Below are 24,254 nucleotides of genomic sequence, written 5' to 3'. Positions count from 1 at the left end.
GGACCGCAACCGGGCAAAGAAAAAGGCAGGGCAAAAAGCCCTGCCCCTTTCCAGCAGCCAGCTGCCGGGCATGACCCGGCACCATCCCTTACAGCTGGATCCGCGCCACGCTCTCGTCCGAGCCCTTGGCATCCTTCTCGCCGTTCTTGATGCTCACGTACAGCACGTTGTTCTTCRCATCCAGCGCCAGGCTGTTCGGGTGCGTCGGCACGGCGTAGGTCGCCACCTTCTGGTAGCTGTCGCTGTTGTACGCGGTCACCGTCCCGGCTTCGCGGTTGGTCACGTACAGGCGCTTGCGCGGTGCATCCAGCAGGATGCCCAGCGGGCCGGCGTCGGTCGGGATGCTGGCCAGTTCCTTGCCATTGCTGCGGTCGAGCACCAGCACGCGCTGGCCCGGGTGCTTGCTGACCAGCCCGCTGCTCTTGGCCTGGTAGCCACGCAGCATTTCCGAGCCCTGGTCGGTCACGAACAGGCGCTTGCCGGCCGGGTCCAGCGCGATGTTCATCGGCTGCTCGGCGGCGATCTTGTGCTGGGCTTCCACCTTGTTGGAGTCGGTGCCGACCACCACCAGATCGGCCAGCAGATTGCTGGTGTACACGCGCTTGTTGGCGGCATCCAGCGCCAGGCCCGGCGCCTTGGCATTACCCAGGCCCGGAATGGTGTTGATCACCTTCAGGGTGTTGGTATCGATCACGAACAGCACGCTGCTCACATCCGGCTGGCTGCTGTGGCCGGTCACGTACAGGCGGTTGGCGGCGCTGTCGACCACCAGCTCGCGCAGGTCGTGGGTGTAGGCGGCCTTGCCGTCCTTGCCGGTCTTCTTCTCCATCAGCTGCACGGTGCCGATGGCCTTGTTCTGCGCGGTGTCGACCACGGTCACCGACAGGTCCACGGTGTTACCCACGTACAAGCGGTCGTGGGCGTCATCCAGCACCACGCCGAACGCCTTGCGCTCCAGCGGGATGCGGGTTTCCACGGCCAACGTGGTCGGGTTCAGGCGCAGCACCTGGGCCGGGCCGGCGTTGTCACCGAAGCCACCGGACGAGGCAACGAACACGGCGTTCTGCTTGGGGCTGTAAGCCAGCTCGTACAGGCCCTGGGCGATGCCCTGGCGCTGCACGGCGGTGGCGGGGCTGGTGGCAGCGGCGGCTTCAGCGGCGAAGGCAGTCGGAGCACCGAGGCTCAGCGACACGGCGACGGCCAGTGCGGCCGAACGGAAAAGGGAATTGCGGATCATGCGAGCGTCCTTCAATGGGCACGGAGGGTGTCCTGGCTCGCGGGGCCGTTCTTCGACGGCCCGGCCCTGCATCTGTCTGCGCGGGGTGGGCTGGCTGGGTAGCGCGGGAATGGTAGCAGGTGGGGGCCGTGGCGTCCGCCTGCGGATGCAGGGCGGACGCGCTGTTCGGTGTTGGGCGCCTACGCCATGCGCGGGGCGTGGGTCTGGGCCATCTGCTGCTCTTCCTGTTGACGCTGGGCATCCCGCTGCGGCTGTGCCTGCGCCAATTGCTCGATGCGCTCGAACGAGGCTGCCACCGGCGTCTGCGCGGCGACGTCTGCCGGCAGACTGGCGCGCTGATGCGCCGGGTCGCTGCGATCGCCCTGCACGATGAAGAGGTTGGGGGCGGCATCGCCACGGCGCTCGCCGAGCAGCACATCGTCTACGCGCGTGAACTGCTGCTCCTTGGAGAGCGCCAGAAGGCTGGCGCTGACGTTGCCGTTCTGGGCGCCGAAGGCATTCATGGCAACCACGCGCTGGTGGATCTGATTCAGTCGGGGATTGTCGGCGTGGTTGGGGTCGCCCGGCGTACCGGTCCAGGCCAGTGCATCCGCGCGGGCTGGGTCACTGGCGTCCGTGGACCACCGCTGTATCGCATTGGTCTGCACGGGCATCGGCTTCCATTCTTCCCGATCCAGCTCGCTGCCTTTCACTTGTGGCCGGATGCTCTGCACCGGTCCGATGTTGTCCAGCACCTTCAACGTACCTTCGTACGTCTTGAACTCACCGAAAATGGTGTTGCCGTGAATACCGGCGTGGTTCAAGGCGCCCCATGCGAAGTCCACGCAAGAGTTGGAGGCAAGGTTGTAGTTCTTTGCATCGAAGCCGTGCTTCGCGGGATCTTTCGCGAACTCGATGATCTTGTTGTACTGCTCGTTGCTGATCTCGATCGTTCGCTGGTAGCGGGGGTCCTGGTAGACCCTCACATCATTGGCGTCCACCAAGCCGTGACTGCTGCCATCCGGCTCGATCTTGCGGGTAAAGCCAAAACTCAGCGGGTCTGCCTTCTCGCCGACCCGGTTGAGGGACAGATACATATGGCCGACATCGGAGTCTTCCAGATCAATCCACTCACCGCCCCGCATGCCGCGGCGGGGCGTGCCCGGCGCCGCAAGATGTATGGTGACGGTGTAACGCTCTGCTGCATCCTGCATGATTTACTTTCCTAGCGAGTAATACGCGGCGATGAACTCGACCTGCATCCCCTCGAACTCAGGGCGATCTTCGACAATATCAACGGTAACGCGATACCGACCCGGATCAATCAAACCTGCATCGGCGATCTGCAGAACCTCATAGAACATATCCTCCGACTGGAGCCCGGCCTGCACCAAGGGATAGGCGTCCACGCTGTCTTGAAACAAACGTTCGACGCGGCCATCCTGAGGAAGCCTTTGCCAGCCGCGGCCATCATCGGACGACCTTGAAAGCGGTATGGGCGACGGCTTTGCCATGTCCACGCGCTCCAAGTGAATACGCGTCTGAAACTCCGCGCGCCTGAGGCGTTCAGCAGCTTCCGATACAGCCTTCTGCTCAGCCCCCTGCATTCTCAACCCGAGCTTCAGCCAGGACATCTGCGGGTCGACCACCGCCGGCGCCTCAAAGGTGACATCCACGATGCGCCCCGCCTTGTCCAACCTCACGCCTCGCGTGAATGGCACCACGGTACGTGCGTCGGCCTCGGCTCGGGTCAACAGCTTCGGGGCTTCAGGTGACGAAGTACTGCCGCAGCCCACCAGCAAGGCGAGTACCACCGACGCAACAACTGCACGCACCGCCCGCATCACTGCTCCTTCAGCCGTAGCGAATCCGCCACATCGGTCTGTGCCGCCACCTCCGTAGCGATGCTCGCGCGGCGGTGCCCCGGGTCATCGCGATCACCCTGCACGATGAAGATGCTCTCGGCCTCGTGGCTGCTCTTGGTAGGCCGGCTGAGCAGCACGTGGTCCACGCGGGACAGGTTGTTCTGCTTGGCCAGCACCAGCAGGCTGGCGCTGATGCGCTGGCTGGTGTCGTCGAAGGTGCGCCCGTGTGCAGCGTCCAGCTCGGCCACCTTCTGGATCAGCTGCGCGAACAGCCGGTGGTCCGGGTGCGAGGGGTCCAGCAGCGTGCCGGCCACTTCCATCGGGCTGGGCGGCGGCTCGTCGCTCGGGCGACCGCCTTCGCGGTGCAGCTCGGCCTCGCGTTCGGGCATCGGGTGGTGCTGTTCGCCATTCAGCTCGCTGGCCGGGAACGGCGCCGCAATGCACTGGATTTCCGGCAGGTTGAACAGCACCGCAAACTCGCCCAGGTTGCTGCCGCCGTCCAGCGGTGCCGGCTGCGAATGCAGGCCAGCATAGTGCAGCGCGGCCCAGACGAAATCGCTGCAGCGGTTGATGGTGGCCGGGCGATCGACATCGAAGCCGAACTCGGCCGGCTCCTCGGCGAAATCGCGCAGGCAGCCGTAGTGCTCCTCGCTGATTTCCAGGGTGCGGCTGTAATACGGGTCGCGGTGCTCGTCGGCGTCGTCGTGTACGACCTCGGCGTACTGCACACCGGCAGCGGCCTCATCGGGTGGCAGGCGCGGCGGTGCGAAGCCGTAGCTGTGTGCTTCTTCGCCTGTCGCGGCCTGGAAATACATGTGCCCGCGCGGTGAGCTGCCGCCGCTGTTCAGCGGGGTGCCGGGCGCGGCCAGAAAGAGGGTTACCGTGTAGCGTGTTGCTTGCTCCATGCCTGCTCAGCCTTGTTGGGTACTGCGGTCCTGGCCGGATGATCGCATAGGTGGGTTCACGGGCAGGTGGACGCGACTCGGGTGGCGGAATCGGCTTGCTGAATGTGTGAACCAGGGAGCAGTACGGAGGCCTTTAGGACCGGAGCCTATAGAGCAGCCAGGATGAGGTCCGTATAGTCCGCAAAAGGACGCGGTGGAATCCTTGGATCCCATCGCCTGCAACCGGACTCCATTGAAGGATCAATCATGCCGCTGGAATTTGAGCGTCAGCCAGGCTCCGCAGTCGATCGCCATACCGGCGTGACCATCACGGCACCACGCATCCTGCCAGCGAGCCCCCCCGAAGATCCGAGCCACACCGAGTACCAGTATCTCTTCTATCTCAATGGCCAGAGAGTTGACGGACTGGGGCTTTTTGGATGCGACGAGGTGGTTGAGACACAGAATGGCCGGGAACGCGTCTTTACCCTGGATCTGGGCCGCGACTGGGTCCTGAAGTCCGTCCTCGGCTTCAAGCAGACGTTGAATAATCAGGACAGTGACTTCGCCTTCCTATGCTCAGTCGCGCAGGGGCTGGTACTGGCAAACATGGACCACAGCAGTGCGAGGTATGGCGTGCGGTACGTGGCGATCACCACGCCCGAAGCACTTGCTCGTAACGATATTTCCACAGTTGGCTTGGCGCCGCCTCATCATGGAGACGCCATCATCCTGGCTGAAGCAGTCAATCCCGTGCGTGCGGATTGAGGCTGGCCGTCATGTCCAAGTTCACATTCGACAGTTTCGCTCTCGCCACGTTGGGCGGAGCGAAGAACACTTCTGACAGCAGCCCGCTCACAATGCAACAGAAGCAAGAGGTGATCTCCTATCTGAGATCACCTCAATCGGGGCCTGATGGCGTTTCGAGCTACGCTGACTACGTCGCTATCAAGATGCAAGCACATCCCCCTGAGCTTCCCGCAGGCACAGACTATCTTGGTTTCTCTGCGACAGACCGCAGCGGGCAACTGAATTTTGACAATGCCAAGAATTATGCAAAGGATGTGAACGGCAGGGCCGGCATCATTGGTGACACGCCTTGGGGACGTTTCATCGACGAGATGAGGACGGACCCTCTAAAACACCCTGAGTTCCAGATCATGGAGCGAGGGCTCGAGCGCTTCATGAATGCCCAGGGGACGGAACCTTGGGCGGGCAATCATAGAGCAGCGCTGCAGGACATCATGTGGAATGCGGGCAGTCCAAAGTATTTCGAGAACGCCATTGCCACGGATAGGCCCTTGGTGGCATTCGTCGATGGGGCCAAGTCCGGACGTGGCTTCGACAAATTTGAACTGACCACCGCTCTCGACCACCCCACGGTCCGCATCAATGGTTACCCCATAAGCGAATTCGGTCCAGAGCCTCTGGCCTTTGCAATCCAATCTGCCGCCGAGTACCAAACCCTCGAGCGCACCCTCGCACAGCACGCCACCACGAACACCGGTCAAACGGTCGATGTGGCCCAGGTGCGCCTGCACCTCAAGCCCATCGATGGCTATGACGCCGTCAGCAAGACGCTTTTCGAAAAACCGCTGCACGACTTCAGTTCACTCAATCTCAGCGAGATGTCGACCACCCGCGCGGAATGGGTCGCTGCTCGCTCGGCGCTGTCTACCGGGCCTCGTCTGTTCGCCGATCTGCCTGCGCCAACTCCGCATTCAACGCTGCAACCGGGCGCGCCACGCGGGCCTCCGGGTGCGGCAACAGCAGCCGAAGCTGTCCCCCACGGCGTAAACCCCGGCATGAAGGCCTTGGGCGTTGCCGGCGTCGCCTTGATGGCGCATGACTTCGCCACCTCCGGCCATAAATGGGTGGAACTGAACTCGCAAGGAAACACCGCAGGCGCAGACTCAACCTCGGCGCACTTCGTCGGCCGCAACCTGGGCGGCGCGCTCGGCGGCTTCGCAGCAGGTGCAGGCGTTGGCCTTGTATCCGGCTCGTGGACGGGCCCGGGCGCTTTCGTCGCTGGCATCGGTGGCGGTGTGCTGGGCGCCCATCTGGGTGAGAAGTGGGCCGAACAGAAGGACATCGAGCGGGTCTATATCCAGCAGGATCCATTGCAGCGCACCTGGGCGCGCAACCCGGCAGACCCGGATGGCCGCTGGTTGCGCAGCGCCGAGCAACAGCAAGTTCAGAGCGCTGATCTGGGGACTGGCGTGGAAGTACGGCCAGTACAAACGGCGCAGGGCGCCGATGTCACCTTCAGCGCCGACTATGTGGCCACTGGCACGCTGGAGCGCCAATTGAACTGGCAGGCCGCCCGCGCCTCCTACGAGCTGGGCCTGGCCAACCTTCCGCCGCCACGGGATCCCTATCGACTGAGTGCCAGCGGCTTGAAAGAGCCGCCACCCAGCGCCTTCGAGACCGGAAGAGAGTTCGTGCGCGACACCGTATCGCGGCAATGGGAGCTGGAGATAAAGGAGGTCGTAGATGGGCGCACGCCCATCACGCGCCGCGAGCCTGTTCCGCCGGAACGCGAACCCGCCTTGGATGAGCAGTCGCGCACCGTCATCGCACAGAACGCGGCCAACACCAAGGCGGCCGTGGCCGCGCGGTACATGGTGGCCCACGAGCAAGGCCGTTGGAGTGATTTCGGCGACGCCCAGAACCCGTCCATCCCGCAGGCAATCCGCGATGCGCAGGACAGCGCCAACACTCTGCGTGCGAGCGACGGCCGTAGCTACAGCCGCCAGGCGGATGGCCAGTGGCTGCACGAGGGCGTGGTCTACAACAGCCAGGCCAATCGCAACGTCGGCGATGAACTGGAAATCACTTGGCAGAGCCAGAACGCCGGCATTGCGGACATGGGCAGGATGGCCGAACAGATCAAGGCCACCGTGCACATCGCGCCTGAGGGTGTGCGCGGGCAGGTGGAATCGCTGTACGCGAAACATGGCATTCCGCGCACCGAGGAGCAGCTTGCCGCCACCACCGCCGCAGTTGAACAGAATCTTGCCGCCGTTGGAAAACAGGCCGACATCACGCTGGAGCTGATGCCCGATCCACGCACACACGCGCCCAGCCCGGACAGCGCCATCGCGTCCTTCGGCACTGCAGCGGGCAACCGCATGGTGCTGACCTCCACCACCACCGTGGAGGACATGGCGAGGATGCAATCGGTCCATCGGTCGCCATCCCCTCCCCTGCCGCAGGCAGAGGGACAGCAACGCGAACAACCGACTATCCCCGCCGTGGTGCAGGAGCAGGAACACCCCGCCCATGCGGCGTACGACCAGGCACGCAAGGCCGTGGAGGATTCCCAGACCGCAGGTGGCCCGCTGTCGCCGGGTCACCCTGACCACCCGCTCTACGAGCAGATACGCGACGGTGTTGCGGCACTGGATGCCAAACACGGGCGCAGCTTCGACGCGATCAGCGAGCGGATGAGCGCCAGCCTGTTGGTGCTGGCCAAAGACAACGATCTGTCGCGCGTAGACCACGTGCTGCTGAGCAACGCGACCGTGCAGAACCCTGCCGGACACACGGTATTTCTGGTGCAGGGCGAGTTGAATGATCCTTCGCATGCACGGGCCTCGATGCCGACAGCGCAGGCCGCTCAGACACCAGTCGAGCAATCGCTTCAGCAGTACGAGAGCGTGAGCCAGGATGCCCAGCAGCGCGCCATGAGCCGTGAGCTTGAGCAGCAGTCACAGGAGGAGCGCATGCAGCAGGAAGTGAGGGCACGGGCGGCGAGTATGGGGTGATCGCCACGCGCGAAGCCTTGGCTGGCACCGGCTCTACTTCACGTTGTAGTTGGCGACGAGAAGCTCGATGTTGAGATGTGCAACTTCCGGGTTGCCCTGAAGGCTGGTCACTTTCAGCCGGTACTTCCCGGCTGTCAGATTTCCAGAATCGGCACGGGCCACCTCGTATTCCCGGTAGGCCAGTGACATATCGTACTTTCCTGCATTAACCAGACTGTTCGAATCCGCGCCGACGGCATTCCTGTATTCGAATACATCGCCCTTGGCCGGTTGATATCGGCTGCCCTGCCACACAGCGGGCAGATCGCGATTCAAGGCGTGCAGCGCGATGGGCATCTCGGTGTTGCCATCCAGCTTCCACAGCCGCACCTTCAAGGGAATCCGGGCGTCTTCAAGAAAGTCGACATCTCCCTGTTTCATGTCCGGACGCTTGGCAGGCCCACCGGTACGGAAGCCGATCAGGAACGTGCGAGGTCTGGGGTCCTTCTCCCAGGGCGGCGGCAGTTCAAAACGCGCCTCTACCGTTGCACCTGCGTGGACTAGATCCATTGGCTTGGCGAGGGGGAAACCATCGCCATACATCTGGGGTGCCTGGGTGCCACAGCCGCCCATAAGCAGGGGCAACAGCACCATCCATGGCCTCAGTGGGTGTCGCATCCGTTCCTCACATTCGGGCACTCACTTGTCGGCAGTTTATACACCGCACCGGCCTGCAGGACCTGAACTGGCTTCACACATCCCAGCGCTGGGGTGGGAATGTCTACTGGGAGCAGCCATGCGTTGGCGAGTCCTTAAGCCATGACGCAAGCGACGATGCAGCTACTATGCTGAGCAGATGCCCAGCCCAACTGCTTTCAACATCATGGCCGCTCGCGTCGTCATGGTAGCCGCCGCCCTTGCGCTTACCGGCTGCGCTTCGACGCCGCGCGCGCACTCCACAGCCCCCTCGCCATCGGGGCTGACGAAGGTCTCAACCACGCTCTTCATCGAGCCTGGCGACAACCCCGAGCTTCCGGCACTCCCACCGCCAAAGGTACTGACTTCCCCCGCCCCGCACGTTCCGCCAGATGCAGCGCCTCTGCCACACCCGGCGGAGACGATCCTCGTGGTGGACATCGGCACCGAAGGGCAAGTGCGCAGCGTGATGGTTGCGCGGTCAACATACATGCGGGAATTGGATCGTGTGGCGCTGGATGCGCTCCAACAGTGGCGCTTCGAGCCTGTCGTGCACGACGGTTCGGCCATCGCGGTGCGTGCGCGGGTCCGCGTGATATTTGAGGCGCGCGGGCGTTGATTCCCACAAACCCCTGAATCTCTCAAGAATCCTGGAAGGCGGCCGCTATTGCCGTTCGAGCGTCCTTTCGAGATTCCGATGAGCACCGAGTACAGCACGCCGCCTGCACAGGCCGTCACCATCAATCCCATGCGACTGCCAAACACCCTGCATCTCGCGCTGGGTGCATTTGCGCTACTGTTCGGCCTCATCCTGCTGCTCAGCGTTACCAATGCCGATCAGGTTCGCAGCATGGGCATCGGTGCCATCGGGCGCTTGGTCACCGGCATCACGCTGCTGCTGTTCGGTGGCGTGCACATCCGCGAGGCCATGCGCTATTTCCGCTTCACCGTTGTACCCGGTGATTCGGGGCTGATTGCCCTGCCCAGCGGCGAATCCGAGCATCGCAACTACCTGCTCAACGTCATCAACAACGGCATTCCGGTGCGGCAGCGCCCCTCGGGTGCGCTGCTGTCCATGTTCTATGGCCTGGTTCCGCAGTTGATCAACGCGCCACCTACCATCCGCTGGCACGCCGAGCTGCAGCTGCAGCGGGCAATCTACCTGGCCGCGGTGCTGGTCAGCTTCGGCCTGGCGTGGGTCTTTGCGCAGCCAACCGCCTTCGCGTGGATGGCGGGCTTCTATTTCATTGTCTCGGTGGTGCTGCTGCGCCCGTTCGCAACGTTGTCGGCCATTCGCAAGGGCGCCTTGGATGCGGCCAGCAACAACGTTCCCGCACCGCGCTGGCCGGCCATCGTCACGCTGCTGCTGGTCTCCATTGCCGGGCCGCTGGCCATCACGCTTTCGCCGGTACAGGTACCCGTCCCGCCGTTCGCGGTTTCCACGGTCGTGCTGCCCACCCTCGCTGTGCTCGGTAGCGGCCTCATTGCCAGCGCGCTGTTCACAGTCGCACTGATCTCCCAGACGGGCAGCTACAGCGCGTCGGCAGCACGGCATATCGTGGATGAGAAGATGCAGATGGCAGACCTCAGCGGCGGCCTCCTGCTGCGGCTTTCCAGCCGCATTCCGCAGCCTCATCATCGCTATGTGCATGAGCACAACGTCAGCAAGGACACCTTCGATGGCGAACTGCTGGTGGAAGAAGAACCGAGCGTACGTGCAGACCAGAGCGCGTCGGGGCTGATCTCGGCATTCCGTGCTGCATGGCAGTCGCCCAGCCAGCAACCACTGCTGGCGCTGGGGCTGTTCGGCCTGCTGCTGGGCGTTGTGGGGGTGGTGCTGGCCTTTGTGTATGCGCGCAGCAGCGGCAACGCGATGGTCGGCCTGGTGGCACTGGCCTTCGTCGCGTCTGCACAGTTTGCGATGGCATCGGCACACAAGCTGTGGAATCGCGTCGATTTCCAATCCACGCTGTACCGCATCCGCTACGTCGGCACCTATCATCGCGGCCAGCGGGTGGCGGGCAATGCGTACGCGGGCAACGGCACGCTGGCCGAGGGCGCGGTGCGCTTCGGACCAACCCGGGTGGAGGTATGCGTGGCCCAGGTGACCTCCGTGGCGTTCATGCACGGTGGCGCGCGGCATCTGACTGCCGTGGATCTGCAGCACGATGCCAGCAATGCAGTGATTGGCGTGATGCAGGACTACGCTCGCGAAGCGCAGGACTGCGCCAACCAGTTCTACGCACAGGAGCACCAGGTGCGCGAGGTGATGAACCATGGCAGCCGCCCGCCGGAGCTGCCGCGCACGCGGCACCCCATGGCTGAGACCTGAGCCATCCACTCCTCCGCGCTGCTTCGGGGCAGGCGGAGGAGGTCTGGGGCGGCCGCGGGGACACGTGTTTCGGGACTACTTTGGCCTGCACGCCAATGCTTTATGGCCGCGACAGATTGTTGAGCGACGCATCTGAGTGGTGACGCTTTCGTCCTGCTCCCTGCCCTGCATCTCTGAACGATCTGTCGCGATTGGAACGGCGCCACGCGCCGAACCGTGCGTTGATACGCGGATACAAGGGACACCTTAACTTCCGCCGAAACCGCTGCCCCGCAATCGATTCGCTACGTAGCGGCCATGCGACAATGCCGTAAGCGTCAGCACTTGCGGCCTCAATGGCCTGCGACTTCTTGGCATTTGGCATCTGCGCGGGTACATCTTGGCGTGCCACCGAGCACCGGTGGCGCGGGCCTCGAAAACCCGTCTGAATACCCAGTGCTTTGCGCTTGTCAGTCGGCGTCATCTTCGGATGGCGCCGGCTGGCAATCCGTTCGCGTTCCATGGCGGGCGGTGCGTGGGGGCCTTCGGGCCCGCCGGCTTGGGTATTCACCGGTTTTCGAGCCACGCATCGTCCGCCACCTCTATCGGTGGCGCTGCTGTCTGTCCTGTACGGAGCATTGCCATGAACACATCGGATTTCCGTTCCCTGCACGCGCATTACGATCCGGACAACACCGACGCCGAGCGCGAACTGTCCGTCGATCCCAACGCCTTTGTCGCCACGCTGCATCGCATCGGTACCGGTGCGGCGGCGGATGGCCAGCCTTGGCCAGAGCGGCATCAATTGCCTGGGCGCTGTCTTGAACTGGCAGATGCGGATTGCGCGCTGGCGGGGCTGCGCGTGGTGCAGGAGGTGCTGTTGGCTGCGGAGCGCACGCGGCAGAACGGCGCGCCTGAGGAGTACCTGGGGGACCGGGTGATGGAAGGGTTGATGATGGCGTGCGTGGGGCTGACTGCGCAGGTGATTGAGCGGTTACGGGTTCGGGAGTAGCCCGGATGGGCTCGGGCATCTGCCGCCACGCTGCGGGCTGCTGACGCGTTGTCGCGTCCCGCTCGCCTTGTTGTCCGTCAGCTATTTGTAGAGCTTCCAATGAGGCTTGTGATCTATGCCGTTGTCCTGCTGACGATACTGTCTGCGGTGATCGCCAACTGGTTTGTGCCCAGGATTGGGCTGAACCTGTGGACGCTGCGAAAGGTGTCTGATGCCGAGTTCGCTGTCATGCGCGAGGACGCCGTGCGGCTGGTACGCGGGGGCGTGGTGCGGGACGCGTGGCACCCAGGGAAGAGGTACTTCGTGGTCAGTTGCCACGGCACGCCTGTAATGTTGGTGGACAACTCGATGGAGCAGCTTAGGATTGTGCTGTTTGCGGACAGGTGGATTGATGTTCCGTGCGCTGTGCCGCTGATGTTGCATTGGAGTGGGCGGATTTTGGGGGAATAGTGATCCTCAACCTGAGTGCGTGAGCATGCTAGACAAGCTCCCGTCCGGCCTCCCCCTATGAACACCCACAACGCGAGTGATTTGGCCGTCCCGGCAAGTTAGACGCCCACGTGACCCGCCTATCTTCCTGCTCACGAGGTCGGTGAAGTCGGAGCCGACCAAGCTCCAGCAAGGCTCTGGAGACGCCTGCCCGGCTTGCCTTCGGCTGCCCAAAGCGAGCGGTCATGGAGTACCAGCACCTGACTCCTGCGGCGCAGGCATTCGGCGCCCCCGCTCTGACAGCCCTGCGCTACTAAAGAATCTGCGATAGGGGCTTCCACCCTGGTATGATTCCGTCAGGCGTCGGGGGGCGCGGCTCAGACATTCAGAGTGGAGCACTGAACCCTGCCGCAGACAGATTGGGGCCGGCATCTTGGATCAAAAGCGACCACCCTTTCTGAACGCGAAAATGAACAAGGGAATGGTCGTAGGCAGATGGATTTTTCACGGTTGACCGCTATCCAAGTCTCCACAGATTACTGTGCCGTCGCTGGCCAGGATCTCTATTTCCTTGCGATCACTGGATATCCACTCCGAAAGGCGATCACTCGCGACACTCGAGTCGAGTCGGATAGCGCACTCCCATACAACTGCCACGCGCCAGCTCATGTCCAGAAGCGCCCCTACTACCGCCAGGTCGCGCTGCCGATTGGCGGAGAGCTTTGCATCCCAGAAGCCTGCTCGTGTCTTCGGAAGTCTGAAGAAAGGGCAACCCTCATGGCGATGCCAGAAGCACCCGTGAACGAACACTGCAGCCTTCCATTTCGGAAGCACAAGGTCAGGCTTTCCTGCGAGGCCCTTCGTATGAAGTCGAAAGCGGAAGCCGCGCGCCCAAAGGTGCCTTCGGACAGTGACCTCCGGCTTGGTGTTCTTGGCCCTGATTCTCGACATCAGTGCTGATCGAACAGCCGGGCTCATCACATCAACCATCTAGCAGAGACTCCGTCTTGACCGCAGTACGTAAGCCCATCGGTGTAATTGACATCTTTGCCGGCCCCGGTGGCCTCGGCGAAGGGTTCAGCAGCTTCAAGCCCGAAGAAGGTGCCAAGTACCCCTTCGAACTCGCGGTATCCGCTGAAATGGAGAAGTCTGCGCACTCGACTCTCCGTCTCAGGGCCTTCTATCGCTTGCTCATCCGGCAGGAAGGCCAGGTCCCGCGAGAGTACTACGACTATCTGGATGAAATTGCGAAGGGCGAGGCCCTTCCTCCGGCAGCACATTTCGGAAACGGTCGATGGAGTGACCTGTGGGCTGAAGCCGAGAGCGAGGCGCTCAACCTCACCCTGGGAGAAGAACGGGACAATCAGGCCCTCTATTCACGGATCAACGAGGTCAAGGATCAGTACGAAAAGATGATCCTCATCGGAGGCCCCCCGTGCCAGGCTTATTCCGTCGTGGGCCGGGCTCGCCAGCGGCATGTGGAGGGATTCTCCTCAAAAGGGGACAAGAAGCATTTCCTCTACAAGCAGTACCTGGGTCTTCTTGACGAGTTCTCCCCCGCTGTCTTCATCATGGAGAACGTCAAGGGAATCCTGACTTCCAAGGTTGGCAACAAGGAGATGTTCGCTGCAATCATGCGCGATCTCTCCGACCCTGCTGCAGCCCTGAAAAGGGAAAAGAAGGGGGGAAAGAACGGGTATCGCTATGTGCTTCTTCCTATCCACGTTGAGGCGAATCAGAAGCGGACCAGCGAACTTGTCGCGGAGGATCCGTCTGCATTCATCATCAAGTGTGAGAACCATGGAATTCCACAGGCGAGACACCGGGTCATCATCATGGGTGTCCGGGAAGATCTTCTTCCCGATGGAATCGAGGACTTGCCCGGCCTCAATGCCGCAGAGCCGGTCAGTGTGAAGAAAGCCCTAGAGGGGCTTCCCCGGCTGAGAAGCGGACTGAGCCGCAAACAGGACGATCCCGAAGAATGGCGGAAGGCCATGGAATCGGAGAGGGATCGCTTGGTCCGGATTCTGGGCAAATCCCATCCAGAGCTGATCGAGAAGCTCAGCTCGATTGTTCCATCCGGCGGGCTTCCGCGCGGCTCGGTCAAGTACACCCAGGACAGCAACCCTTACGTCAAGCAGCTCAAGAGCGACTCGCAGCACTCCGTGCTCAACCACGAGACTCGGGGACACATGAAATCCGACCTCGGGCGCTACCTCTTCTGCGCGGCATTCGCGCGCGAGCACGACAGATCACCGACCAGCCGTGACTTCCCAAAGAAGCTCGCGCCTGATCACTTGAACTGGGAAAGTGGTTCGTTCTCGGATCGCTTCCGCGTTCAGCTCAAGGGCAAGCCTTCCAATACGGTGACCAGCCACCTTTCGAGAGATGGTCACGCGTTCATCCATTGGGATCCTCGCCAGTGCCGAAGTCTCACTGTCAGAGAGGCCGCTCGGTTGCAGTCGTTCCCGGACGACTATGTTTTCCTCGGCAATAGGACTCAACAATTTGTACAGGTCGGAAATGCAGTTCCGCCTTTGATTGCCAGACAGATCGCCCGAGTCGTGTGGTCGATACTCAGCTAGGCGAAAGGTTCAACAGGGGGAACCAATGAATCAAGGGGAAATGGAGTCCCTGGGCTCTACAGTTACCCGGGCTGGCAGTGAAGCCAGCGCCGGGGACAAGCGGCAATCATCGCTGAAGCCGCTCCTTCGACTCGCCGCGCTTCGCGGCGATGCGGAGCATGTTCTGCGCTACCTTCAACTCGGGGGTGACGTAGAGGCACGCGACCAGCAGGGGCGGACACTACATGTGCTCGCCGCTTCCAAAGGACATCTGGATCTCTGCCGCCTGATTTCGGAGCATGCTCTCGAAGTTCAGCGGCTCGCAGTCCAGAAGGCTGACGATTCACCAGCCACGCTGGACGGCCTCTGGAGCAATGAACGTGATGATGAGGCCGAGGAATCTGCTCAAACGCGAGCCACTGATTCCACACAAAACTCCTCTCCCGACGATGCTGAATTCGAATCCGAGTTCTTTGCCACTTGGGAGGAAGAAGACACGACCGAAGCGCCGCTAGAGGATCCCTCGCTTCGATCGACAATACAGATCGTGCAGGAGGTGATTTCCAGGCACGTAATTGTCGATAACGATGAGGACTGGAATGACCTGGCGAAGCTACTGCCAAGTCACGCCGAAATTTCACTGGTCCGGGAGCTCAATCACAGCTCGACACATGGACTCTTCGAAGCGCTAGTTCATCGCGCCCGGATGGAGGGCAACTTCAATCCCCTTGACCTTGAGATCATCTCCCGTGAGATTGAAGGCGATGAGAGGGGCGATGTACTTCGCCAGCTCACTGTCCTTATGGGCCAGATTGACGCCGTACCGGAAGACGATGATGAGTGGCTACCTCCTCTGCATCTAGAACAGGAGAGCGAACCAGCATCGGACAGCGATACCGGTGAATTGGAGCAGTTCATGCAGGATCTCGCGTCCATGACGAACGATCCCTACTTCCACTTCGCAAAGATTGCCCAGTCGTCTGTTCTGCTTGACCGTACGGGCGAAGAACGAATTGGGCTTTTGCTGGACCTGTCCCTCAAGGATGCGTATCGCGCCATCGCAGAGAGCCCCCATGCTGTCGCGTCGATAGCAGGCCTAGCCACAGACTTTGAGCGGGGTCGCGTCTCAGTCGGCCAAATCAGCCACATCAGCAGCGAAGACGATGAGCCCGCCAGCGATCTTCTCGACGCCACGGATGACGCCGATGATGATCCAGCCCCGGCCCAGCCCGTCAGCGGACTCAACCTGAGCGACATGCTGGAAAGCGCACGCTGCGGATGTTTCGCCTTCCAGGAAGATCCAGACAACCAAGGTCTTGCTAGGGATGCACTGGCCGCAGTATCTGCGCTGGAGCTGACCTCATCGACCGTTAAACGGTTTGACAAGGAGTTCAGGGCAGCTGGGTGCACAAGCGTACTACTGCGTAGAGCGGTGCAGCGTCTGTCGCGCCTTGAGCTCGAGATGTTCCATGCAAACGTTCGACTCGCAGTGCACGTGGCAGACAGCCACGCGTGGAGCACGCTGCCACGCATGGATCGCATTCAGGAGTGCCTGATAGGCCTGCTCAAGGCTATCGACAGATTCGATTACGCAAGGGGCAACAAATTTTCTACGTATGCAATGTGGTGGTTGAAACAGTCCGTTGGACGGGCCATCGGAGACACAGCGCGTGTCATAAGGTTGCCCATACACGTCATGGAAAAGGTCAACAAGGTTTCAAAGGCAGCCAGAGTCCTCCGTGAAGACTCATTCGATGACGTGCGCGCCGAGGACATCGCCAAGGTCTGCGATCTATCAGTTGGGGATGTAGCAAAGTTGCTGAATGTGGCGCACGACGCGGTCTCTTGGCACCAGCAGGATGAGACAGCAGATTTGGTCATCGCCACTCCAGATACCTTTCAGCCGCCTGAGGAAGTCACTGATGGATATTTGCGTAGGCGAGCGATCGATGACTGCCTAAGTGCGCTTGGTTCAAGAGAAGCTGAAGTCATCCGACATCGGTTTGGATTGATCGACGGCAACGACAAGACATTGGAGGAAGTCGGCCAGGTCTTTGGCGTAACTCGAGAGCGGATACGTCAGATTGAGTCCAAGGCGCTAAGACTGATGCGCCACCCTTCGCGGCGTCTCAGGGAGTTGGTCAATGGAAAGCCGGAGGCTGACGATGCAGCAGAACAGTAGGGGTAGGCCGCAAGGCCGAAATGCTCCCCCCAGGGCTGACGCCATGGTTGAGGCACTGCGCGGCCTGGGTTACACGACGGCCACGGCGCTGGCGGACCTGGTGGACAACAGCATTTCCGCTGGCGCGGGCCAAGTAGAGGTCGGGTTCAATTGGAATGGCGTAGACAGCTGGATATCCATTGCAGATGACGGCAGAGGCATGAACGATGCTGAGCTATTCAGCGCAATGCTCCTCGGCGACCGCAACCCCTTGGACGTACGGGCGGCCTCGGACTTGGGTCGCTTTGGCCTGGGACTCAAGACAGCATCGTTCTCACAAGCCAGAAGGTTGACCGTTCTGAGCATCAAGGATGGTCAATCGAGCTGCCTGCGCTGGGATCTGGATGTTCTTGCTTCAGATCCTGATGGCGAGTGGCACCTTCTTGATGGACCCGAGTCATCCTCAGAGCCACGCCTGGTACAGCACACTGCCCAGTCATCAGGGACAGTAGTCCTGTGGGAACAACTCGATCGGATTGTCACTGAAGGCTTCACAAGCAGGCATTTCCTTGACCTCATTGACGACGTGGAGCGCCACCTCGCGATGATCTTCCACCGCTATCTTGACGGTAGCGGCCCCGGCATTGAGCTGCGGCTCAACGGGAAAGCAGTTAGACCATGGGACCCATTCCTGTCGTCAAATCCGGCAACCTGGAGGTCACCCGAGTCGAACGTTGGCGAAGGTGGTCTGAGAATCACCAGCCAAGCCTTCGTGCTGCCCCACAAGGACCGCCTCAACGACAAGGCCTACGCTGAAGCGGGCGGAACCGAGGGATGGTCGAGTCAGCAAGGCTTCTACATCTATCGTGGACGGAGACTTTTGGTTGCAGGCAGCTGGCTCGGCCTGGGACGTGGACGCTCCTGGTCCAAGGACGAGGCTCACAGGCTCGCACGCATCCGGCTGGACCTGCCCAACGATCTTGATGCGCAATGGAAGATCGACATCCGCAAGTCATCCGCTCATCCTCCCGCTGCACTGCGGGATCAGCTCTACCGCTTGGCCGAAGACGCGCGCGACAGGGCGCGCAAGGTATTCCTGCATCGGGCGCATTCGAATTCATCGCTGGGCCGCCGCGACGAGGTTGTACCCGTGTGGCAGTCGAGAGACACGGCGACAGGTCGACGCTACCGTGTCGACCGTACGCACGCAGCGGTGAAAGAACTGCTGGATGACGCAGCGTACGGCACCAAGGTTGAAGCGATGTTGCGTGTCCTCGAGGAAACTATCCCCGTGCAGAGAATCTGGCTTGAAGCTGCGGAAAGCGGAGAGCATGCAAAGGGGGGATTCACAGGGGAGCCCGACGACTCAGTTCGAGAGGTTCTCAATGTGATCTACCGGAGCCTGGTGGAGAAGAAGGGCATGTCGCCAAGCATGGCAAAGCGGCAGCTTCTAAGAACCGAACCCTTCGATCTCCACTCAGAGCTGGTCAAAAATTTGCCGGACAACATCTCCAAGGACTGAAGAGAGAACCATGAGTGACTCAAGCGAAAGCAGCGTTATCAAGATTGTCCAGGAGCTTCTGGCTGGCGAGAAGGATTCAGGACCGATCACTCCTACGTTGATTGACGAGAAGATCAGCCTGGTGCTGATGATGAATCGAAGGTGGGCAGCCGATCTTGATCGTGACGCTGTTACGGACGAGCTTATCCGGCGATTCAGTGTATGGATCGGTGATGACATTAGTCTCTCCGACGATCGTGGCCATGAACCCTGGCTTGACTCCTCCAGGAAAGAGGACTGGCGTTACTGGCAGCGGTACCGGGAGATGATCGAAAAGGACTTGTCTTGGGACATCGCTGACAAGCTGGACAAATCAACCGACAAGATTCTGGGGATGCTTGAGGACCCTCTGCGCTCTGGCCAGTGGAGTCGCCGGGGACTTGTTGTCGGGCACGTGCAGTCAGGCAAGACGGCGAGCTATACCGGTCTCGTATGCAAGGCCGCGGATGCGCAGTACAAGATCATCATCGTCCTCGCCGGGCTGCATAACAACCTGCGATCCCAGACGCAGATACGCCTTGAAGAAGGCTTCCTGGGGTATGAGACCAACTCTACGCAGAACGCGCTCAAGCGCGTGGGCGTCGGCTTGATCGACAGTGATATTTCCATCAAGCCCAATTGCGCTACAACACGAGCTGACAACGGTGATTTTGGTGAGTCAGCTGGAAAGCAGTTTTCGATCAGCCCCGAACAGCGGCCTTGGCTGTTTGTCGTCAAGAAGAACAAATCGGTACTTGCCAGGCTTCTCAGGTGGATTCAGACGCACGTCGCGGATGCGCCTGTTCCAAGCGCGGAGCCCGCCTCCTCGAACACGAAAGAGCTCCCCATCGTGGCCAGAAGGGCGACCAAGTTCCCATTGCTCATCATTGATGACGAAGCTGACAATGCCTCAGTTGACACTGGTGAAGAGGTAGTCGACGAAGAAGGAAAGCCCGATGAGGAACATGATCCAACAGCGATCAACAAACTGATCCGGCGCATACTGAATTCATTCTCGCGCTCCGCGTACGTGGGCTACACCGCCACGCCTTTCGCAAACATCTTCATTCATGAACGCGGTGAGACACGCAACGAAGGTCCTGATCTCTTCCCATCCGCCTTCATCCAGAGCCTGGCGGCACCGGACAATTACGTTGGCCCTACGACGATGTTTGGGCGCGCGTCCCCGGAGGGTCGCAAGGGACAGCTTCCTCTGACCCAACCGGTGGGCGACTACCAGTCAGACGACAAGACAACGGGATGGATGCCGACGGGCCACAAGATCGATCATGTTCCGGTGTGGAGCAATGAGCACGCGCTGCCACCAAGTCTAAGAGAGGCAGTCGACTCCTTTATCCTGGCATGCACTGTCAGGAAGCTCCGTGGCCAAGGAAAGAAGCATAGCTCGATGCTCGTTCACGTCACACGATTCAACAACGTCCAGAAGGTGGTAAAGGCTGACATTGACGATTACGTCAAGCATGCCCGACAGGCGATTGGGCGCGGGATCGACCACGCCGACGTTCTATCCAGTCTGCAGGAGCTGTGGAATCGTGACTTCCTTCCTGCTTCTGCCGCGGTTCGTGAGCTTGGGTTGGGTGACCTTCCCAGTGCAGATGCTACTTGGCAAAACATCGCTTCTGCGCTGCCGGGAGTACTCGATGACATCGAAGTGCGAATGATCAATGGAACTGCCAAGGATGCCTTGGATTACGAGCAGAACAAGGATCGAGGCCTCAAAGTCATCGCTATCGGTGGCGACAAGCTTGCACGCGGCCTTACGCTGGAAGGCCTCTGCACCAGCTACTTCCTGCGCGCATCAAAGATGTACGACACGCTGATGCAGATGGGTCGGTGGTTCGGATACCGTCCGGGCTACCTTGATCTCTGCCGTCTCTATACATCCCCGGACCTCATTCGCTGGTTCAAGCATATCTCTGATGCATCAGCAGAGCTGAGAGAAGAGTTCGATCTCATGGCCAATTCTGGGGCCACGCCGAGGGAGTTTGGGCTGAAGGTCCAGTCGCATCCCGAGATGATGGTTACGTCGCAGATCAAGATGCGGAGCGCGAAGACACTGCACCTTTCGTACAGTGGTGAGCTTGTTCAGACAGTCAGCTTCCCGACTGATCAACCGACTCTGAATCGAAACCTGGATGCAGGTAATCGGCTTGCCGTGCAAATGGGAAAGCCTGACGAGAGCAACGCCATAAAGGCGGCATTCCAAGGGGGCTCCAAGGAATGGCAGGGGCATCTCTGGCGAGGTGTCGACTTCACAACCGTAGTCGACTTCCTTGACAGCTACAGCACACTGTCAGCCGCCCACCGGGTGAACAGCAACGTGCTTGCTCAGTTCATCCGCAAGATGGCGGAAACAAACGAGCTCACGGAGTGGACAGTGGCTGTTCTGGGGACTCAATCGGGTGAGCCCTATGAGCTTGCTCCAGGGATTAGTGTTGGCATGGCGCGCAGAAAGGCGGATTCGATGGAGGGGAGCCGGTACTCTATTGGCGTCCTCCTTGATCCGACCGACGAGTCAATTGACGTGAGCCAGGATCAATGGGACGCCGCGCTCGCGCTCACCGTGTCCACTTGGGAGAAGAAGGCGGAGAAGAAAAGTGCTTCGGCTCCGGACACCCCCAGTGGCGTGGCGCTGCGCCGAGTTCGAGGCAAGGGAACTTCGACCGTGACGGCGGAGCCAGAGAAGGGTCTGCTGATTCTGTATGTTCTTGATCCAGCTCGTGCGGGCGCCAAGATAGGGACAGATTGGGAACGCCCGAAGAACCTTGCAGGCGCCCCACCCGTCTTGGCATTTGCCGTGAGCTTTCCTGGAAGCAGCTCGGATATCAAGGTTCCCTACAAGGTGAACAACGTCGGTTGGGAGAGCGAGTATTCCGACATCCCCGAGTACGTCATCAACAACATCGGCTGGGAGGATATGAATGCTCCGATCCAGCAGTGACACAGAGCTGGTCGCCGCGTGGCGCGCCCTGAGCGGCCTTGCCACAGGCGATGGCTGGAAGGTTATCGAGCTTTTCAGCATCGGCAACTGCTGCGTGATGGCAGGCCGTCGTGGCGCACGGAATGAAGAGAGCGTCCTGGTCGGCGTCAAGGGAAACCTGCCATCCCAACCATTTCAGCTTCCACGCGGCCAGGGGTTTAGCCTGATAAGCACAGAGCTCCAGGGCCACCCTGCAGGCCACTCATGGTTTGCCTTGGTTCGACAGGAATCTGGATCCCTTGAGCTCTTTACCAAAGTGGCGGTAGATCTGGTGAACCTGATGGAGAGCACGTCCGCTCAGGACGGCTTACGGATTCATAGTGCAATGATTTCCAGGATCCGTGCCTGGCAAGCCTTCATGAAGCGCGACAGTGAAGGCGTTCTTTCCACGGAGGAAGAGATTGGGCTCTTTGGAGAACTCTTGGTTCTTCAAAACCTTCTGGACGATGGAGTTTCAGAATTCGACGCTCTCGACAGCTGGGCCGGGCCTGACGACGGGCTACACGACTTCCTGCTTGGTGATGGTGCAATCGAAGTGAAGACAACCCTGGCACCGGCAGGATTTATCGCAAGGATTTCCAACCTTGATCAGTTGGATGACAGCCTGCACCAGCCCCTCTTTGTTGCGGCGGTTCGTCTAACTCACCTGAGTGTGGGATTAACCCTTCCCGACTTGATTGACCAAGTGGCTGGAAGAATCCACGATCCCGGCGCATCTGCCTTGCTGAACAGTCGGCTCGTTTCGGCTGGCTACATGGACATGACTCGAGCCGAGTACACAAGGCGTTTCCGGTCCAGTGAGCTCACATATCGAATCGTATGCGCTGAATCGCCTCGCCTCACTCGTTCCAGCGTGCCCGCGGCAATCCATGAGGCACGTTACTCGCTCGATCTGGATGCATTTCCGATTGCGGCGTTTACTTACGCTGATATTTCGACCAGTCTTGGAGTGAAGAATCAATGGAATTGACCGATTTCCTTTCGCAGATTCGCGCGGAAGTACAGGATGAAGTAGAGGATCGCATGTCCGTTTCGGGAGCCGCGTATCCCTATCCGGAGCTGGTTTTCGCCGAGATTACGATGCGCCACATGGAAGAAGTGGGCATGACGTATGAGCCACAGGTCTGCCACGTTGACACGCGCGTCCATGTGGGAAACATCAGGCTAAGCGGATACTCCATCTCTGAGGACGGGGAACGCCTTGACCTGTTCGTGACGTCCTACAAGGATTCGGACAAGGTCCAGGCCGTTCCGGACTCTGAAGCAAAGCAAGCCGCGGAGTACTGCTTCCGATTTCTTTCGCAATCTGCCCAGGGAAAGATGACGAAGACGCTCGATCCATCGAACGAGGCTTACGAACTCGCGGTGCATATTGAACGTGGCTATCGGGACTTCGAGGAGATCCGGATCTACGTGCTGACCGATGGCCAAGTGAAGACCAAGAACTTCAAGTCGCAGGAGGTTGGAGGCCGGACCGTACGACTTGAGGTGATGGACATCGAGAGGCTCAACCGCCACCTGTCAGAGGGAAAGCCGAGGGACGAGCTGGTAGTCAATTTTGCAGAAGTGGCAGGCACCCCGCTCCCGTGCGTCTATATCCGGGGCGAGGAGGACAGCTATGACTACGCGATGACGGTATTCCCGGCCGACGTGCTTCGCCACCTGTATGACAAGTACGGCGCCCGTCTTCTTGAAGCAAATGTGCGCTCGTTCCTGAGCGCCACTGGAAAGGTGAACAAGGGTATCCAAGCCACGTTGCGCTCAGAGCCCGAGAAGTTTGTGGCCTACAACAATGGCATTGTGGTGGTTGCCGACGAAGTCAGCCTAGGAAAAACCAGCGATGGTGGCCCTGGTATTGCATGGCTGAAGGGCATGCAGATCGTTAACGGTGGCCAGACGACTGCATCTATATACTTCACCAAGAAGAAGTTCGCAGACACCGATTTGTCCAAGGTCCAAGTGCCAGCCAAGGTTGTGATCCTCAAGACGGACAACTCCGCTGCGGAAGAGGCGCTTATCAGCGACATATCGCGGTTCGCGAACAGCCAGAACACTGTCAAGCAGTCTGATCTTTCTGCCAACTCACCATTCCACGTTGAGCTCGAGAAACTGTCTGACACCGTCTACCTCCCAGATGGTGTCGGCCGCTGGTTCTATGAACGTGCCTCCGGCAGTTACAACACCAAGTTGGCGCGAGAGGGCAGCACGGCTACGAAGTATCGGACACTCAAAACCTTAGTCATTCCTCCTTCGCGTCGCCTAGTCAAGACAGACCTTGCCAAGTTCTTGAACTCTTGGGATGGACGACCTGACCAAGCGAGTCTCGGTGGGCAAAAAAACTTCGCACGCTTCATGGACGATGTTAGAGAGCGCGAAGAGAGGGGAGAATCTGCGGTCCCGGATGCAATAGGGTTCAAGCAGATGATTGCGAAGGTTATCATTTTCAAGCAGATTCAGTCGCTCGTTCGGCCACTGTTTCCTGCATTCCAAGGCAACGTTGCTATCTACTTGGTTGCACTTCTGTCCCAGCAGCATGGTTCAGGAGTTGATCTGATGCGAGTTTGGGAGCAACAAGGCCTCTCAGAGAGCTTCAAAGATCAGATCCGAATTTGGGCGAAGGAGGTGAATGCAGCACTTCATGCCTCCGCCAAGGGAAAGATGATCAGCGAGTGGGCAAAAAAGGAAGAGTGCTGGCTCGGCTTGAAGAGCATTCGGCTTAGTGATATTGGAAAATCAATCCCTGAACTGAGGTGAAGATTTTGAGATCTATCTCCTCCGCATATGCGCAGCAGCAAGAAGCCCTCCAAGCTTGAGACTAACCGGAATCAT

Annotated in this window: 18 protein-coding genes; 12 read left to right on the top strand and 6 right to left on the bottom strand. The window is 60.2% G+C overall.

Annotated features, from left to right (window positions below; genetic code table 11):
* Positions 1 to 88 precede the first annotated feature (88 nt).
* From AC1DCU_RS16685 to AC1DCU_RS16670, 4 genes are all read right to left on the bottom strand, one after another.
* Positions 89 to 1,237, bottom strand: coding sequence for a YncE family protein (locus AC1DCU_RS16685; RefSeq protein WP_478014224.1), 1,149 nt, complete (start codon positions 1,235 to 1,237; stop codon positions 89 to 91).
* Positions 1,238 to 1,416: 179 nt separating this feature from the next.
* On the bottom strand, positions 1,417 to 2,430 hold the full coding sequence (locus tag AC1DCU_RS16680) for an XVIPCD domain-containing protein (RefSeq protein WP_442251595.1): 1,014 nt from the start codon (positions 2,428 to 2,430) through the stop codon (positions 1,417 to 1,419).
* A gap of 3 nt (positions 2,431 to 2,433) precedes the next feature.
* Positions 2,434 to 3,060, bottom strand: a complete 627-nt coding sequence (locus AC1DCU_RS16675) for a hypothetical protein (protein ID WP_442251594.1) — start codon at positions 3,058 to 3,060, stop codon at positions 2,434 to 2,436.
* On the bottom strand, positions 3,060 to 3,986 hold the full coding sequence (locus tag AC1DCU_RS16670) for an XVIPCD domain-containing protein (RefSeq protein WP_442251593.1): 927 nt from the start codon (positions 3,984 to 3,986) through the stop codon (positions 3,060 to 3,062). The genes AC1DCU_RS16675 and AC1DCU_RS16670 overlap by 1 nt, the downstream gene beginning before the upstream one ends.
* Positions 3,987 to 4,232: 246 nt before the next feature.
* Between AC1DCU_RS16670 and AC1DCU_RS16665 the strand changes: the two genes are divergently transcribed.
* Positions 4,233 to 4,733, top strand: a complete 501-nt coding sequence (locus tag AC1DCU_RS16665) for a hypothetical protein (protein WP_442251592.1) — start codon at positions 4,233 to 4,235, stop codon at positions 4,731 to 4,733.
* Between the two features lie 11 nt (positions 4,734 to 4,744).
* Positions 4,745 to 7,732 (top strand): XVIPCD domain-containing protein, encoded by a 2,988-nt coding sequence (locus AC1DCU_RS16660; protein ID WP_442251591.1) that lies wholly within the window; start codon positions 4,745 to 4,747, stop codon positions 7,730 to 7,732.
* Positions 7,733 to 7,765: 33 nt separating this feature from the next.
* Here the strand turns inward: AC1DCU_RS16660 and AC1DCU_RS16655 are convergent, their stop codons facing one another.
* Complete coding sequence (locus AC1DCU_RS16655; RefSeq protein WP_442251590.1) at positions 7,766 to 8,365, bottom strand: hypothetical protein; 600 nt, start codon at positions 8,363 to 8,365, stop codon at positions 7,766 to 7,768.
* Between the two features lie 202 nt (positions 8,366 to 8,567).
* Between AC1DCU_RS16655 and AC1DCU_RS16650 the strand changes: the two genes are divergently transcribed.
* The 4 genes from AC1DCU_RS16650 to AC1DCU_RS16635 all read left to right on the top strand — a co-directional run bounded on the left by AC1DCU_RS16650 (position 8,568) and on the right by AC1DCU_RS16635 (position 12,180).
* Positions 8,568 to 9,026: an energy transducer TonB gene (locus AC1DCU_RS16650; RefSeq protein WP_478014222.1), complete on the top strand. Its 459-nt coding sequence runs from the start codon at positions 8,568 to 8,570 to the stop codon at positions 9,024 to 9,026.
* Positions 9,027 to 9,104: 78 nt separating this feature from the next.
* Positions 9,105 to 10,739, top strand: a complete 1,635-nt coding sequence (locus tag AC1DCU_RS16645; RefSeq protein ID WP_442251588.1) for a hypothetical protein — start codon at positions 9,105 to 9,107, stop codon at positions 10,737 to 10,739.
* 622 nt (positions 10,740 to 11,361) lie between these two features.
* The gene (locus tag AC1DCU_RS16640; protein WP_442251587.1) at positions 11,362 to 11,730 is read left to right on the top strand and encodes a hypothetical protein; all 369 of its coding nucleotides are present in this window, start codon (positions 11,362 to 11,364) and stop codon (positions 11,728 to 11,730) included.
* 99 nt (positions 11,731 to 11,829) lie between these two features.
* Positions 11,830 to 12,180 carry a hypothetical protein gene (locus tag AC1DCU_RS16635; RefSeq protein ID WP_442251586.1) on the top strand — a complete coding sequence of 117 codons (351 nt, stop codon included), beginning with the start codon at positions 11,830 to 11,832 and terminating at the stop codon, positions 12,178 to 12,180.
* Between the two features lie 483 nt (positions 12,181 to 12,663).
* On the opposite strand, the gene AC1DCU_RS16630 is transcribed toward AC1DCU_RS16635, so the two are convergent.
* Positions 12,664 to 13,137 carry a very short patch repair endonuclease gene (locus AC1DCU_RS16630; protein ID WP_478013621.1) on the bottom strand — a complete coding sequence of 158 codons (474 nt, stop codon included), beginning with the start codon at positions 13,135 to 13,137 and terminating at the stop codon, positions 12,664 to 12,666.
* A 29-nt stretch (positions 13,138 to 13,166) separates the two neighbouring features.
* Here AC1DCU_RS16630 and AC1DCU_RS16625 point away from each other — a divergent pair, with 29 nt between their 5' ends.
* Genes AC1DCU_RS16625 through AC1DCU_RS16600 form a run of 6 tightly spaced genes read left to right on the top strand, consistent with a single transcriptional unit; the run spans position 13,167 to position 24,179 of the window.
* Positions 13,167 to 14,744, top strand: a complete 1,578-nt coding sequence (locus AC1DCU_RS16625; RefSeq protein ID WP_442251585.1) for a DNA cytosine methyltransferase — start codon at positions 13,167 to 13,169, stop codon at positions 14,742 to 14,744.
* 40 nt (positions 14,745 to 14,784) lie between these two features.
* Complete coding sequence (locus tag AC1DCU_RS16620; protein WP_442251584.1) at positions 14,785 to 16,905, top strand: sigma-70 family RNA polymerase sigma factor; 2,121 nt, start codon at positions 14,785 to 14,787, stop codon at positions 16,903 to 16,905.
* A 43-nt stretch (positions 16,906 to 16,948) separates the two neighbouring features.
* Positions 16,949 to 18,406, top strand: a complete 1,458-nt coding sequence (locus AC1DCU_RS16615) for an ATP-binding protein (protein ID WP_442251583.1) — start codon at positions 16,949 to 16,951, stop codon at positions 18,404 to 18,406.
* Positions 18,407 to 18,416: 10 nt separating this feature from the next.
* On the top strand, positions 18,417 to 21,386 hold the full coding sequence (locus tag AC1DCU_RS16610; RefSeq protein WP_442251582.1) for a Z1 domain-containing protein: 2,970 nt from the start codon (positions 18,417 to 18,419) through the stop codon (positions 21,384 to 21,386).
* Complete coding sequence (locus AC1DCU_RS16605) at positions 21,367 to 22,395, top strand: PD-(D/E)XK motif protein (protein ID WP_478013620.1); 1,029 nt, start codon at positions 21,367 to 21,369, stop codon at positions 22,393 to 22,395. Before AC1DCU_RS16610 ends, AC1DCU_RS16605 begins: the two co-directional genes overlap by 20 nt.
* Positions 22,386 to 24,179 (top strand): AIPR family protein, encoded by a 1,794-nt coding sequence (locus AC1DCU_RS16600; protein WP_442251580.1) that lies wholly within the window; start codon positions 22,386 to 22,388, stop codon positions 24,177 to 24,179. The genes AC1DCU_RS16605 and AC1DCU_RS16600 overlap by 10 nt, the downstream gene beginning before the upstream one ends.
* Positions 24,180 to 24,254 lie beyond the last annotated feature (75 nt).

This window comes from Stenotrophomonas sp. 10L48 (assembly GCF_056395105.1).
Note: the sequence above shows the minus strand (reverse complement) of the source record. Positions and strands in the feature narration are given on the sequence as shown.